Annotated in this window: 13 protein-coding genes; 9 read left to right on the top strand and 4 right to left on the bottom strand. The window is 65.3% G+C overall.

Translation table 11 applies throughout. The features are described from left to right. Positions 1-21 precede the first annotated feature (21 nt). The 5 genes from HDG33_RS14800 to moaE all read left to right on the top strand — a co-directional run bounded on the left by HDG33_RS14800 (position 22) and on the right by moaE (position 5,129). Positions 22-1,353 carry a homoserine dehydrogenase gene (locus tag HDG33_RS14800; protein WP_184029020.1) on the top strand — a complete coding sequence of 444 codons (1,332 nt, stop codon included), beginning with the start codon at positions 22-24 and terminating at the stop codon, positions 1,351-1,353. A gap of 8 nt (positions 1,354-1,361) precedes the next feature. Beyond that, entirely contained in the window at positions 1,362-2,813 is a 1,452-nt protein-coding gene (gene thrC / locus HDG33_RS14795; protein WP_184029008.1) for a threonine synthase, read from the top strand. 245 nt (positions 2,814-3,058) lie between these two features. Next, positions 3,059-4,294, top strand: a complete 1,236-nt coding sequence (glp, locus tag HDG33_RS14790) for a gephyrin-like molybdotransferase Glp (protein ID WP_184028988.1) — start codon at positions 3,059-3,061, stop codon at positions 4,292-4,294. A gap of 45 nt (positions 4,295-4,339) precedes the next feature. Beyond that, the gene (gene moaD, locus HDG33_RS14785) at positions 4,340-4,597 is read left to right on the top strand and encodes a molybdopterin converting factor subunit 1 (RefSeq protein ID WP_090804599.1); all 258 of its coding nucleotides are present in this window, start codon (positions 4,340-4,342) and stop codon (positions 4,595-4,597) included. Between the two features lie 55 nt (positions 4,598-4,652). Then, positions 4,653-5,129 carry a molybdopterin synthase catalytic subunit MoaE gene (moaE, locus tag HDG33_RS14780; protein ID WP_184028986.1) on the top strand — a complete coding sequence of 159 codons (477 nt, stop codon included), beginning with the start codon at positions 4,653-4,655 and terminating at the stop codon, positions 5,127-5,129. A gap of 74 nt (positions 5,130-5,203) precedes the next feature. On the opposite strand, the gene HDG33_RS14775 is transcribed toward moaE, so the two are convergent. After that, complete coding sequence (locus HDG33_RS14775; RefSeq protein WP_184028984.1) at positions 5,204-5,758, bottom strand: group III truncated hemoglobin; 555 nt, start codon at positions 5,756-5,758, stop codon at positions 5,204-5,206. A 266-nt stretch (positions 5,759-6,024) separates the two neighbouring features. Between HDG33_RS14775 and HDG33_RS14770 the strand changes: the two genes are divergently transcribed. Continuing rightward, the gene (locus tag HDG33_RS14770; RefSeq protein WP_184028982.1) at positions 6,025-6,507 is read left to right on the top strand and encodes an Rrf2 family transcriptional regulator; all 483 of its coding nucleotides are present in this window, start codon (positions 6,025-6,027) and stop codon (positions 6,505-6,507) included. Positions 6,508-6,720: 213 nt separating this feature from the next. Continuing rightward, entirely contained in the window at positions 6,721-9,318 is a 2,598-nt protein-coding gene (gene clpB, locus HDG33_RS14765; protein WP_184028980.1) for an ATP-dependent chaperone ClpB, read from the top strand. Positions 9,319-9,497: 179 nt separating this feature from the next. Here clpB and HDG33_RS14760 read toward each other — a convergent pair whose 3' ends face one another. Next, positions 9,498-9,929, bottom strand: a complete 432-nt coding sequence (locus HDG33_RS14760) for a YidB family protein (RefSeq protein ID WP_184028978.1) — start codon at positions 9,927-9,929, stop codon at positions 9,498-9,500. Between the two features lie 101 nt (positions 9,930-10,030). Then, positions 10,031-10,603: a helix-hairpin-helix domain-containing protein gene (locus tag HDG33_RS14755; protein ID WP_184028975.1), complete on the bottom strand. Its 573-nt coding sequence runs from the start codon at positions 10,601-10,603 to the stop codon at positions 10,031-10,033. Positions 10,604-10,913: 310 nt separating this feature from the next. On the opposite strand from HDG33_RS14755, the gene HDG33_RS14750 reads away from it, so the two are divergent. Both HDG33_RS14750 and HDG33_RS14745 read left to right on the top strand, forming a co-directional pair. Continuing rightward, positions 10,914-11,441, top strand: coding sequence for a MerR family transcriptional regulator (locus tag HDG33_RS14750; RefSeq protein WP_184028972.1), 528 nt, complete (start codon positions 10,914-10,916; stop codon positions 11,439-11,441). Continuing rightward, complete coding sequence (locus tag HDG33_RS14745) at positions 11,360-11,770, top strand: carboxymuconolactone decarboxylase family protein (protein ID WP_184028969.1); 411 nt, start codon at positions 11,360-11,362, stop codon at positions 11,768-11,770. The genes HDG33_RS14750 and HDG33_RS14745 overlap by 82 nt, the downstream gene beginning before the upstream one ends. 121 nt (positions 11,771-11,891) lie before the next feature. On the opposite strand, the gene HDG33_RS14740 is transcribed toward HDG33_RS14745, so the two are convergent. Next, positions 11,892-13,271 (bottom strand): MATE family efflux transporter, encoded by a 1,380-nt coding sequence (locus HDG33_RS14740; protein WP_184028966.1) that lies wholly within the window; start codon positions 13,269-13,271, stop codon positions 11,892-11,894.

Genomic DNA, 13,271 nt, shown 5'->3' with positions numbered 1-13,271 from the left:
TCTACTAGAAACACACGCTGCATGGAACCGATCAAAGTTGGACTGCTGGGCTTCGGCACGGTAGGCAGCGGGACCTTCACGGTACTGCGCCGCAATCAGGAAGAAATCAAACGTCGCGCGGGTCGCGGCATCGAGATTGCGCGCATTGCCGTGCGCAACCCGGCCAAGGCGACCGCGGCGCTCGGCGGCGAAGCCGGCAGCGTGGCGCTGACCGATGACTTCAACGCGGTCGTCGACGATCCTTCGATCGCGATCGTCGCGGAAATGATCGGCGGCACCGGCATCGCGCGCGACCTCGTGCTGCGCGCGATCAACAACGGCAAGCACGTGGTCACCGCCAACAAGGCGCTGCTCGCGGTGCATGGCACGGAGATTTTCGAGGCGGCGCGCGCGAACGGCGTGATGGTCGCGTTCGAGTCGGCGGTGGCGGGTGGCATTCCGATCATCAAGGCACTGCGCGAAGGGCTGACGGCGAACCGCATCCAGTACATCGCGGGCATCATCAACGGCACGACGAACTACATCCTGTCGGAGATGCGTGACCGTGGGCTCGATTTCGCGACCGCGCTGAAGGCCGCGCAGGAGCTCGGCTACGCGGAAGCCGACCCGACCTTCGACATCGAGGGCGTCGACGCGGCGCACAAAGCGACGATCATGAGCGCGATCGCGTTCGGCGTGCCGGTGCAGTTCGACCGCGCGTACGTCGAAGGCATCAGCAAGCTCGCCGCGATCGACATCAGATACGCCGAGGAGCTCGGCTACCGCATCAAGCTGCTCGGCATCACGCGCCGCACCGACAAGGGCATCGAGCTGCGCGTGCACCCTACGTTGATTCCGGAAAAGCGCCTGCTCGCGAATGTGGAAGGCGCGATGAACGCGGTCGTCGTGCATGGCGACGCGGTCGGCACGACGCTGTACTACGGCAAGGGCGCGGGCGCCGAGCCGACGGCTTCCGCCGTGGTCGCAGATCTCGTCGACGTGACGCGTCTGCACACGGCCGACCCCGAGCACCGCGTGCCGCATCTGGCATTCCAGCCGGACAGCCTGTCGAACACCCCGATCCTGCCGATCGAAGAAGTCACGAGCGGCTACTACCTGCGTCTGCGCGTCGCCGACGTGACCGGCGTGCTCGCCGACATCACGCGCATTCTGGCGGACACCGGCATTTCGATCGACGCGCTGCTGCAAAAGGAATCGGAGCTCGTCGACGCGAACGGCAAGGGCGAAACCGACATTCTGCTGATCACGCACGAGACGGTCGAAAAGCAGGTCAATGCCGCGATCAGGTCGATCGAGGCGCTCGAGACCGTCGTCTCGCAAGTCACGAAGCTGCGCATGGAAGCGCTGAACTAGGCCGAACTATGAACTACCTCTCCACGCGCGGCGCCGGAGCCGGCGAGCGCCATACCTTCTCCGAGATCCTGCTCGGCGGTCTCGCGAAAGACGGTGGCCTGTATCTGCCGGCCGACTATCCGCGGGTCACCGCGGACGAACTCACGCGCTGGCGCACGCTGCCGTACGCGGATCTCGCCTTCGAGATCCTGTCGAAGTTCTGCGACGACATTCCCGCCGACCACCTGCGCGCACTGACGCGCAAGACCTATACGGCCGCGACCTACTGCAACGTGCGCGACGACGAAAGCGCCGCGCAGATCACGCCGCTGAAGACGCTCGGCGTCGAAGACGGCGCGCCGCTGTCGCTGCTCGAACTGTCGAACGGTCCGACGCTCGCGTTCAAGGACATGGCAATGCAGCTGATCGGCAACCTGTTCGAGTACGCGCTCGCGAAGCATGGCGAAACGCTGAACATTCTCGGCGCGACGTCGGGCGACACCGGCAGCGCCGCTGAATACGCGATGCGCGGCAAGAAGGGCATCCGCGTGTTCATGCTGTCGCCGCACAAAAAGATGAGCGCGTTCCAGACCGCGCAGATGTACAGCCTGCAAGACCCGAACATCTTCAACCTCGCGGTGCAAGGCGTGTTCGACGACGCGCAGGACATCGTGAAGGCGGTGTCGAACGATCACGCGTTCAAGGCGAAGTACAAGATCGGCACGGTCAATTCGATCAACTGGGCGCGTGTCGTCGCACAGGTCGTCTACTACTTCAAGGGCTACTTTGCCGCGACGAAGTCGAACGCCGAGCGCGTGTCGTTCACGGTGCCGTCGGGCAACTTCGGCAACGTGTGCGCGGGTCATATCGCGCGCATGATGGGTCTGCCGATCGAGAAGCTCGTCGTCGCGACCAACGAGAACGACGTGCTCGACGAGTTCTTCCGCACTGGTATTTACCGCGTACGCAAGGCGGCCGAGACGTATCACACGAGCAGCCCGAGCATGGACATCTCGAAGGCATCGAACTTCGAGCGCTTCGTGTACGACCTGCTCGGCCGCGATCCGGCGCGCGTGCTGCAATTGTTCCGCGACGTCGAGGAGAAGGGCGGTTTCGATCTCGCGGCAAGTGGCGACTTCGCGCGCGTAAGGGAGTTCGGTTTCGTGTCGGGCAGCAGCAGCCACGACACCCGCGTCGACACGATCCGCGACGTGTTCCAGCGTTACGACACGATGATCGACACGCACACGGCCGACGGCGTGAAGGTCGCGCGCGAGCATCTGCAGCCCGGCATTCCGATGATCGTGCTCGAGACCGCGCAGCCGATCAAGTTCGGCGAGACGATCCGCGAGGCGCTGCTGCGCGAGCCGGAGCGCCCGGCGGCGTTCTCGGGCCTCGAGTCGCTGCCGCAGCGCTTCGAGGTCGTGCCCGCCGATGCGCAGCGGGTGAAGGACTTCATCGTCGCGAATACCGGCGAATAAGGGCGAGCGGGCCGCGTGAGCCGTTTTACGGCTCACGCGGGATGCCGCGTCGCTTCACGTTGATCGACGCTCACGCCCGCACTACGAGAAAACGCTGGCCGCACCCTCCGCGGCCACGCATCGACAAAACACCAAAAGCTCCCCATAACGCCCGGCCGCCCAGGCTAACGGCATCGGCCGCTACAATGTTCTTTTAAACTGCGGTTTCCCCCCCCCGGATGTCCACACCCACGCCCCGCGCCCCGATGCTCGCCACTGCCGATGCGCTGGCGATCCTGCTCGACGCCGCGCGCGCGCTCGACGGTATCGAAACGCTGCCGACGCTCGACGCGCTGAATCGCGTGCTCGCCACCGACGTCACGTCGCCGCTCGACGTGCCGCCGATGAACACGAGCGCGATGGACGGCTACGCGGTCCGCATCGCCGATCTCGCGCACGGCAGCCGCCTGCCGGTCTCGCAACGCATTCCGGCCGGCCATGCGCCGACGCCGCTCGCGCCCAACAGCGCGGCACGCATCTTCACCGGCGCGACGGTGCCCGCCGGCGCGGACGCGGTCGTGATGCAGGAGCAGACCGAGGCGGCTGGCGACGAGGTGACGATCGTGCATCGTCCGCAGGCGGGCGAGTGGATCACCGCACAGGGCGCCGATATTCGCGCGGGCTCGGTGATCCTGCCGGCCGGCACGCGGCTCACGCCGCAGGCGCTGGGGCTTGCCGCGTCGGTCGGATGCGCGCGGCTCGAGGTGCGCCGCCGCGTGAAAGTCGCCGTATTCTTCACCGGCGACGAACTGACGATGCCCGGTGAGCCGCTGAAGCCCGGCGCGATCTACAACTCGAATCGCTTCACGCTGCGCGGCCTGCTCGAGAAGCTCGGCTGCGACGTGACCGACTATGGCATCGTCGCCGATCAACTCGACGCGACCCGCGCGACGCTGCGAGAAGCCGCCGAGGCGCACGATCTGATTCTCACCTGCGGCGGCGTGTCGGTCGGCGAGGAGGATCACGTGAAGCCGGCGGTGGAGGCCGAAGGGCGTCTGTCGATGTGGCAGATCGCCATGAAGCCGGGCAAGCCGCTCGCGTTCGGCGCGGTGCGGCGTGGTGCGGGTGGTGCGGGTGGTGCAAATGGGGGCGAGCCGGCCGAAACGTTTTTCATCGGCCTGCCCGGCAATCCGGTGTCGAGCTTCGTGACGTTCCTGCTGTTCGTGCGTCCGTTCGTACTGCGGCTGGCCGGCGTGCAGGCGGTCGCGCCGCGCGCGCTGTCGCTGCGCGCGGACTTCACGCAGGGCAAGGCCGATCGCCGCAACGAGTTCCTGCGCGCGCGCGTCAACGTGGCGGGAGGGCTCGATCTGTTTGCCAATCAGAGTTCGGCCGTGTTGACGTCGACCGTGTGGGGCGACGGTCTGATCGACAATCCGCCGAACCACGCGATCAGCGCCGGTGAAACCGTGCGCTTCATTCCGTTTTCCGAACTGTTGAACTGAGGCCGGTCGTCCGCGGCATGCGCGGCGTAGACCGGCGGTATCCCGATGAAGATTGAACTCCGATATTTTGCGAGCGTGCGTGAAGCGCTCAATACGTCCGACGAAAGCGTCGAGGTGCCCGACGGCATCGCGACCGTCGGCGACGTGCGCGCGTGGCTGCGCGTGCGTGGCGGCATCTGGGCCGAGACGCTCGCCGAAGGCCGCGCGCTGCGCATGGCCTGCAACCACGTGATGACCGGCGCGAGCACCCGCATCACCGAGGGCTGCGAGGTCGCGTTCTTTCCGCCCGTCACCGGCGGCTGAACCGGCTTTCGCACATCACGTTCACGCCAGCGACAAAAGCCCTCAGGAGCCGTCCATGCCCGTTCGCGTCCAGACCGAAGACTTCGACCTCAGCGCCGAGGTGGCCGCGCTGCGCGCGCGCAATCCGAGGATCGGCGCGGTCGCATGCTTCGTCGGCACCGTGCGCGATCTCAACGAGGGCAGCGCGGTCGAGACGATGGAGCTCGAGCATTATCCGGGCATGACGGAGAAGTCGCTCGAGGCGATCGTCGAGCGTGCGCGCGAACGCTGGCCGGGCATCGAGGTGCTGATCGTGCATCGCGTCGGCAAGCTGTATCCGCTCGATCAGATCGTGCTCGTTGCGACGACGGCCGCGCATCGCGGCGACGCGTTCGCGTCGTGTGAATTCGTGATGGACTATCTGAAGACCGAAGCGCCATTCTGGAAGAAGGAGAAAACCGACGCGGGCGAGCGCTGGGTCGACGCGCGCGTGACCGACGATGCCGCGCTCGCGCGCTGGGGAATCGATTCGGGAAATCGGACTCCGGAGTAAACGAGTCGCGGGCCGCGGAGTTGCGACGGCGCACGCGGCGTCTTTGTGCGAGGGGCGTCGGCGCCGGCCGACGTTCACTCGTCCCGCGAGCGTCCGATGATTGGCACCGGAAACGGCTCCCCAGCCGGCCGCGACGGATGCTCGCCATCGTCGTCAACGTCGCCAACTCGCGGCCGACGCTTCGGCGCCACCCGCTCGAGCAGCGCCTGCTGCTCCGGCGGGATCTTGTAATCCCAGCCGAAACGGCTCAGCTGCAGACTCTGCGCAATCCGCAGCGCCGGCTCCATGAAACGGACCGCCGCGGCCGGCTGATAGCGCGATTCGACCGTATCGAGGAACAGATACAGCCAGCGGCTGAAATGCTGCGGCTCGATGCCTTCGAGCGGCTGATGCGCCTGCTGCACGTTGCCGCGATACTGCTTCGCGCCGAGCACGAGGCTGCTCCAGAATGTGCACATCTTCGGCAGATGGTCGTCCCAGCGGCCCGCGAGCTTCGCGTCGAAGACCGGACCGAGCAGCGGGTCGGCACGCACGCGATCGTAAAAGCCATAGACGAGGTCGCCGATATTGGCGTCGGTGGGTTCGGCCGCGCGTTCGACCGGCGGCGCGGCGGGGAAAGACGGATTCATGCGGATTCCAGAAAATTGCGGTTGCCGATGACGGCTGAACTGAACCTTGAACCCCCCGTTTTTCTAACAAACGGTTGATGCGGAAAAAGCTACTATTGCTATCCGAAACAGCTTTGCAACGCGATTCGCGGAACGTCGCCCGCCAGCCAGTCATGCCAGCCAGTCATGTTAGGGCGTAGCGCTCGTTCCCGGCAACTCTTGCGTCGACGCGGTTATCGGGACGTTCAAGGCACTTGCTCGCAGCCTTTCAAGCTATACCGGGACCTATGAGACTTACCGACTATACGGATTACGCGCTGCGCGTGCTGCTGTACCTAGCGGTGCGGGGCGACGGATTATCGACGATTCAGGACATTTCGCAAGCCTACGGCATCTCGAAGAACCATCTGATGAAGGTCGTGCAGCAGCTGGGCGAGCTCGGCTGGGTCGAAACCGTGCGCGGCCGCAACGGCGGCTTGCGGCTCGGCGCGCAATCGCTGTCGCTGACCGTCGGCGACGTGGTGCGGGTCACGGAAAGCGACTTTGCGCTGGTCGGCTGTCTGCCGGACCGGCAGGGCCAACAGCGGCCTTGCGTCATCACCACGCAGTGCCGGCTGCGTGGCGCGTTACAGGCGGCGAACCTCGCTTTTCTCGCCGAGCTCGATCGTTTTACGATCGGCGAAGTCGCGCAACCGAAAAGTCCGCTCGCGGCGTTGCTCGGGTTAGGCTCCACGATTCAGATGGTGCCGCTGCCGATTACGATCGGATAGCACGCGCGGCGGCAGTCCGGCGACGCTGGGCCACAAGAACTAGAACATCCGGCCGGCTCCCGGGTGCGCAAACCCGCCCGGCCGCGCCACTGGGGAAGGATCGCGGCAGTTCTTGCGCTCAAATGTTAAATAGTTGCGACCGAGGCCAAAAAAGCGCTTGAAACCCTAATAAAACGCCTCATTTTGGTGGTAATCGAAATTGGAGGTCTCTTGATGAGAATCGACAAACTCACCACTAAATTCCAGGAAGCGCTCGCGGACGCCCAGAGTCTGGCGGTTGGCCACGACAATCAGTACATCGAACCCGTCCACGTGCTCGCGGCACTCGTCGCGCAGCAGGACGGCTCCGCTCGCTCGCTGCTGTCGCGCGCCGGCGTGCATGTACAACCTCTACAAACCGCGCTGAACGACGCGGTCACGCGGCTGCCCCAAGTGCAAGGCACCGATGGCAACGTGCAGATCGGCCGCGAACTGACCGGTCTGTTGAACCAGGCCGACAAGGAAGCGCAGAAGCTCAACGACACGTTCGTCGCGAGCGAAATGTTCCTGCTCGCGGTCGCCGACGACAAAGGCGAGGCCGGCCGTCTCGCGCGCGAGCATGGGTTGTCGCGCAAGGCGCTCGAAACCGCGATCGCGGCGGTGCGCGGCGGCTCGCAGGTGCATAGCCAGGACGCCGAAAGCCAGCGCGAAGCGCTGAAGAAATACACGATCGACCTGACCGAGCGCGCCCGCGCAGGCAAGCTCGACCCCGTGATCGGCCGCGACGACGAAATCCGCCGTTCCATTCAGATCCTGCAGCGCCGCACCAAGAACAACCCGGTGCTGATCGGCGAGCCGGGCGTCGGCAAGACCGCGATCGTCGAGGGGCTCGCGCAGCGCATCGTCAACGGCGAAGTGCCGGAAACGCTGAAGAACAAGCGCGTGCTGTCGCTCGACATGGCCGCGCTGCTCGCGGGCGCCAAGTATCGCGGCGAGTTCGAGGAGCGCCTGAAGGCGGTGCTCAACGACATCGCGAAGGACGAAGGGCAAACCATCGTCTTCATCGACGAGATTCACACGATGGTCGGCGCCGGCAAGGCCGAAGGCGCGATGGACGCGGGCAACATGCTGAAGCCGGCGCTCTCGCGCGGCGAGCTGCATTGCGTCGGCGCGACCACGCTCGACGAATACCGCAAGTACATCGAAAAGGATGCCGCGCTCGAGCGCCGTTTCCAGAAGGTGCTGGTGGACGAGCCGTCGGTCGAGGCGACCATCGCGATCCTGCGCGGTCTGCAGGAGCGCTATGAGCTGCACCACGGCGTCGACATCACCGACCCGGCGATCGTCGCGGCCGCCGAGCTGTCGCATCGTTACATCACGGACCGCTTCCTGCCCGACAAGGCGATCGATCTGATCGACGAAGCGGCGTCGAAGATCAAGATGGAAATCGACTCGAAGCCGGAGGAGATGGATCGGCTCGACCGTCGTCTGATCCAGCTGAAGATCGAACGCGAAGCGGTGAAGAAGGAGAAGGATGAAGCGTCGCAGAAGCGTCTGCAGCTGATCGAAGAGGAAATCGAGCGGCTCAACCGCGAATATTCGGACCTCGATGAAATCTGGACCGCGGAAAAAGCGGCGGTGCAAGGCAGCGCGCAGCTGAAGGAAGAGATCGAGAAGACGCGTGCGGAAATCGTGCGTCTGCAGCGTGAGGGCAAGCTCGAGAAGGTGGCCGAGTTGCAGTACGGCAAGCTGCCGGGTCTCGAGGCGCAGCTGAAGGAAGTCACGCGCGCCGAGGCCGAGGAGCAGAACAGTCCGAAGCGTCCGCGTCTGTTGCGCACGCAGGTCGGCGCGGAAGAAATCGCCGAGGTCGTGTCGCGGGCCACCGGCATTCCGGTGTCGCGCATGATGCAGGGCGAGCGCGAAAAGCTGCTGCAGATCGAGTCGAAGCTGCATGAGCGCGTGGTCGGCCAGGACGAGGCGATCAGCGCGGTCGCCGATGCGATTCGCCGCTCGCGCGCGGGTCTGTCGGACCCGAACCGTCCGTATGGCTCGTTCCTGTTCCTCGGGCCGACCGGCGTCGGCAAGACCGAGCTGTGCAAGGCGTTGGCGTCGTTCCTGTTCGATTCGGAAGAGCATCTCATCCGTATCGACATGAGCGAGTTCATGGAGAAGCACAGCGTCGCGCGTCTGATCGGCGCGCCGCCGGGTTACGTCGGTTACGAGGAGGGCGGTTATCTGACCGAGGCCGTGCGCCGCAAGCCGTATAGCGTGATCCTGCTCGACGAAATCGAGAAGGCGCATCCGGACGTGTTCAACGTGCTGCTGCAGGTGCTCGACGACGGCCGCATGACCGATGGCCAGGGCCGCACCGTCGACTTCAAGAACACGGTGATCGTGATGACCTCGAACCTCGGTTCGCAGGTAATCCAGGCGATGGTCGGCGAGCCGCAGGAAGCCGTGAAGGACGCCGTGTGGGAAGAGGTGAAGCTGCACTTCCGGCCCGAGTTCCTGAACCGGATCGACGACGTCGTCGTGTTCCATGCGCTCGATCGCTCGAACATCCAGTCGATCGCGCGGATCCAGCTGCAGCGTCTGCACGATCGGCTCGCGAAGCTCGACATGCAGCTGGTGGTGTCGGACGCGGCGCTCGAGCACATCGGCAAGGTCGGCTACGACCCGCTGTTCGGTGCGCGGCCGCTGAAGCGCGCGATCCAGCAGGAGATCGAGAACCCGATCGCGAAGCTGATTCTGGCCGGCAAGTTCGGTCCGAAGGATGTGATTCCGGTCGAAGTGGACGACGGCAAGCTGCTGTTCGAGCGCGTCGTGCACTGAAGGCGATGGCTTGATGATGCGAAGGGACGACGGCAGGCGAGTCGTTCCCGCCAACGTTAAGAAACCGGCAACGAAGGTGACTTCGTTGCCGGTTTTCTTTTGCCCGCCGATTTCAAACCGGTGGCATCACCGTGGAGCGAAGGTCTCTGCGAGCCGCCAGCGCATGGCGCACAGCGTGCTTAAGCGTTGCCCTTGTTGCCGAGCAGCGCCGACAGGCCGCCGAGCGCGCCGAGCACCGTGGTCGCGTTCAGCTTGCCATCGGCCGGCACTTCGCCTTCCGGCGTGGCCGCGTTGACGACGTGCGGCAGGATCTGCGACAGCAGACCCGTCACCTGATCCGGCTGGACGCCGGCCTTGGCGGCGAGACCGGTCACGGCTTCCGAGCCCAGCACGTTATGCAGCGCGTCGGGTGCGATCGGCTGGTTTTCGCCATTGCCGACCCACGACGACACGACGTCGCCGAGGCCCTTTTCCTGGAAGCGCTGGATCAGGCCGTTCAGGCCACCAGGCTGGTTGTTGACGAATTCGAGCGCGGCGGTGATCAGCGCTTGCTGGCCGCCGCCTTCTGGCGATTTGCCAAGCAGGGAACCGATGGTGTCGAGTAGGCTCATGACGGTCTCTCTTCAATGCCGGCGCGTATGACGGCCGGGCGGTTGACGTCGACGCGCGGTTGCGCGTCGCGGTGAAACGCAGGGCGGCAGCCCCGCCGGCATCATGCGCCGGACGCAGCCGCGGCGGATGCCGCCTTGCTCTTCTTCGCTTTCTTCTTCGAAGCCTTGGTGCCGGACGCGTCGGCCGGTGCGCTAGCCGCGACGGCCGGAGCCGAAGCAGCTGCCGCTTCGGCTGCTGCGGCCTTGTCCTTCTTCTTCGACTTCGACGGCTTCGCGGCCGAGGCAGGGGCAGCCGCGGCCGGCGCTGCCGTCGTGGCAGCGGGCGCGGCGGCGGTTGCCGCGGGAGCCGCCGGTGTGGTCTTCGTGGCCGACTTGGTGGACGTCTTCGCGCCGGTCGGCGGTGCCGACGAGCCGTTGATGGTCAGTCCGGCCGCTTCGAGGTTCTCGACCGATTTCTGGCCGATGCCCTTCACACGCGCGGCGAGATCGTCGGCGTTCTTGAACGGGCCGTTTTTGGCGCGTTCGTCGAGAATCGCTTTCGCATGCACGGGGCCGATGCCCTTGACCGATTCGAGCGCGGCCTGATCGGCGGTATTCACTTCCACGGCCGCGGCAAATCCGGCCGACAGCGACAAAGCCACAGCGAGGCAAAGCATGAAAAGCTTCTTCAGCATGGCAAGCACTCCATTGAGGGCAAAAAGTTAGCCGGGAACGGACGACCTATCCTGTCAGCGGGCGCTGCGTTTAAGCATAGGACAAATCGCAGGCCCGATTTGAGATAGCGGACGATTTATACCGATCGATTGATGACAAGTAAATCCGCCACACAATATTTAAAGCTTTTAGCGGCATGCAGCGCCGGTGAATTTATCGGTCGATATCGGTCGCGATAACTCGTCTGCGATAAAGAATGAGCAACGCAAAGGAATGACAGCGTCCGACGCTTGACTTAGAGTGCACTCGAAGTCCTAACCTGAGTCCGTCATGTCGAAACACTCAACCGCGCTCACCATCGGTCAGGTCGCCGGAACGATCGGCGTGTCCACGCACACGCTGCGCTATTACGAACAGGCCGGCCTGATCAGGCCGGTCGGACGCACGCAGACGGGGCACCGGCTGTACTCGCCCGCCGATCTCGACTGGTTGCGCTTCGTGATGCGTCTGAAGGCAACGGGCATGTCGATCTCCGGCATGCAGCAGATCGCCGCGCTGCGCGCGCAAGGCCATCCGACGATGCGCGCACGCCGCGACCTGCTGGTTGCGCATCGCACCGCGCTGCTCGCGCGGATCGCCGATCTGCAGAGCAACCTCGGCGCGATCGACGACAAGATCGCGTACTACGAGGCGGCCACGAGCGGCGCGCTTGAGCCCGACCCGGCACGACAGGACGACGAAGCCTCGTCGCCCTCACACCCCGATAAGGACTCGCAATGGACTACGCACACAACGACCGCTACGCGCGGGGCTGGGACAAGCTCAGGGAAATCGACGGTTCGGCGGGCGAGCAGGTAATCGCCGCGCTCGCGCCCGTCGCGCCGGAATTCGGACGCCTGTTGATTGAATTCGGCTTCGGCGACATCTACAGCCGGCCGCAGCTCGATCTGCGCACGCGTGAGATTGCGACGATCGCATCGCTCGCGACCCTCGGCTGCGCGCAGCCGCAGCTGAAGGTACATATCGAGGCGGCGCTGAACGTCGGCTGCACGCGCGAGCAGATCGTCGAGGTGTTCATGCAGATGGCGCTTTATGCGGGCTTTCCGGCCGCGCTCAATGCGCTGTTCGCGGCGGGGGAAATTTTCGAGGCCAAGGATCGGGAGGGGGAGGCCGCATACGCGGCGTGAGCGGGCTGAGCTGCGGGGGGAACGGAAAGGCGGATGCAGAACAGGTCGTCTCTCACCCCGGCTTGGGCGCAACTGACGGTCCGGTCGGTGCTATTCGTGGCCTTCCCAACTCCCCATCCCTTCAAACAGCCGAATCGACCCGCGCCGCCGCAGCCTCGCGCGAATAGCGCTGGCTCACGATTCGCCAGTACACGAGCAAGCCGAGCCCGGCAATCGCGAGACTTGCGGTATTCGCGACCCAGAAGCCGCGCGCGCCAGTCAGCCAGGGCGGCGTGAGGCCGGTCGTATCGAAGCCGAGCGCATAGCCGCCGCCGAGCCCGACTCCCCACAGCGCCACCGCATAGATGATGGTCGGCACGACCGCGACCTTGTAGGCGCGCAGCACGAACGCGGTCGAGATCTGCAACGCGTCGAACAGGTGGTAGCAGGCGACGATCAGCACCAGCGGCAACGCCTTCGCCGCGACCTGCGCGTTCGTCGTATAGCCCGCGACGATATATGGCCGCAGCACGAGCACGAGCGCGCCATAGCAGCACGCGATCGCAACCGCCATCGCGATGCCGTGACGCGACAGCGTGCGCGCCGCCTGCGGCCGATGCGCGCCGAGCGCCTGCGCGACCAGCGTCGACGACGCGATGCCGATCGACAGTGGCGTCATATAGAGCACCGCGCCGACGTTGCCGGCGATCTGATGTCCGGCGAGCGTCGTCGTGCCGAAACGCGCGATGAAAAGCGCCATGAAGGTGTACGACGTGACCTCGATCAGATACGACAGCCCCATTGGAATACCGAGCCGCAGTTGCGCGGCCTGGCGCTTCCAGACCGGCCAGCAGAAGTGCGTGAAGATGCCGAGTGCCTTGAAATCGTCGACGCGCGCGAGCAGCAGCATGCCGAGCGCCGCGAGTGCCCAGTTGAGCAGCGTGCTCGCGAGCGCGCAGCCCGGACCGCCCAGCGCGGGCACGCCGAGGCCGCCGAAAATGAACCAGGTATTGAGCGGAATTTTCAGCAGCAGCGCGGCGATCTGCAGGAACATCACGAGCCGCGGTTTGGCGAGCGCATTGGCAACGGAGCCGTAGACCCGGAAGGCGAGGCCGGCGGGCAGCCCGAACGCGAGAATCCGCAGGTACGCGAGCGTGCGCTCGTGCAGCGCGTCGGGCACCCGCGACAACGCCAGCAGCGGTCCGGGGAAGAACAGGATCAGAAAGCCGATCACGGTCAGCGCGGCGGCAAGCCACCATGACTGGCGGACCTCTTCGCCGATCTCGCCGTAGCGACGCGCGCCGTACAGTTGCGCGGTGATCGGCTGCAGCGCGGTCAGGATGCCGGTCAGGCCGATATAGACCGAGACGTAGATCGACGAGCCGAGGCCGAGCGCGGCCAGATCGACGGCCGAGTAGCGCCCGACCATCGCCGTGTCGATCACGCCGAACGCGATGATGGCCAACTGGCCGATCAATACGGGCCACGCGAGCGCGGCGATCTTCCGTACGTCGGCGAACAT

It is taken from the genome of Paraburkholderia sp. Cpub6, assembly GCF_014201065.1.
GTDB classification, from domain to species: Bacteria; Pseudomonadota; Gammaproteobacteria; order Burkholderiales; family Burkholderiaceae; genus Paraburkholderia; species Paraburkholderia tuberum.
The sequence above is the reverse complement of the archived record's forward strand: the minus strand, read 5'-3'. Positions and strand labels throughout refer to the sequence as shown.

Bases quoted from the DNA above. Each gene is read 5' to 3' on its own strand.
- HDG33_RS14755 (WP_184028975.1), bottom strand. From the start codon at position 10,603: ATGCTGAAGAAGCTTTTCATGCTTTGCCTCGCTGTGGCTTTGTCGCTG.
- HDG33_RS14760 (WP_184028978.1), bottom strand. From the start codon at position 9,929: ATGAGCCTACTCGACACCATCGGTTCCCTGCTTGGCAAATCGCCAGAA.
- HDG33_RS14775 (WP_184028984.1), bottom strand. From the start codon at position 5,758: ATGAATCCGTCTTTCCCCGCCGCGCCGCCGGTCGAACGCGCGGCCGAA.
- HDG33_RS14745 (WP_184028969.1), top strand. From the start codon at position 11,360: ATGGACTACGCACACAACGACCGCTACGCGCGGGGCTGGGACAAGCTC.
- HDG33_RS14800 (WP_184029020.1), top strand. From the start codon at position 22: ATGGAACCGATCAAAGTTGGACTGCTGGGCTTCGGCACGGTAGGCAGC.
- HDG33_RS14750 (WP_184028972.1), top strand. From the start codon at position 10,914: ATGTCGAAACACTCAACCGCGCTCACCATCGGTCAGGTCGCCGGAACG.
- HDG33_RS14770 (WP_184028982.1), top strand. From the start codon at position 6,025: ATGAGACTTACCGACTATACGGATTACGCGCTGCGCGTGCTGCTGTAC.
- moaD (WP_090804599.1), top strand. From the start codon at position 4,340: ATGAAGATTGAACTCCGATATTTTGCGAGCGTGCGTGAAGCGCTCAAT.
- glp (WP_184028988.1), top strand. From the start codon at position 3,059: ATGCTCGCCACTGCCGATGCGCTGGCGATCCTGCTCGACGCCGCGCGC.
- HDG33_RS14740 (WP_184028966.1), bottom strand. From the start codon at position 13,271: ATGTTCGCCGACGTACGGAAGATCGCCGCGCTCGCGTGGCCCGTATTG.
- clpB (WP_184028980.1), top strand. From the start codon at position 6,721: ATGAGAATCGACAAACTCACCACTAAATTCCAGGAAGCGCTCGCGGAC.
- thrC (WP_184029008.1), top strand. From the start codon at position 1,362: ATGAACTACCTCTCCACGCGCGGCGCCGGAGCCGGCGAGCGCCATACC.
- moaE (WP_184028986.1), top strand. From the start codon at position 4,653: ATGCCCGTTCGCGTCCAGACCGAAGACTTCGACCTCAGCGCCGAGGTG.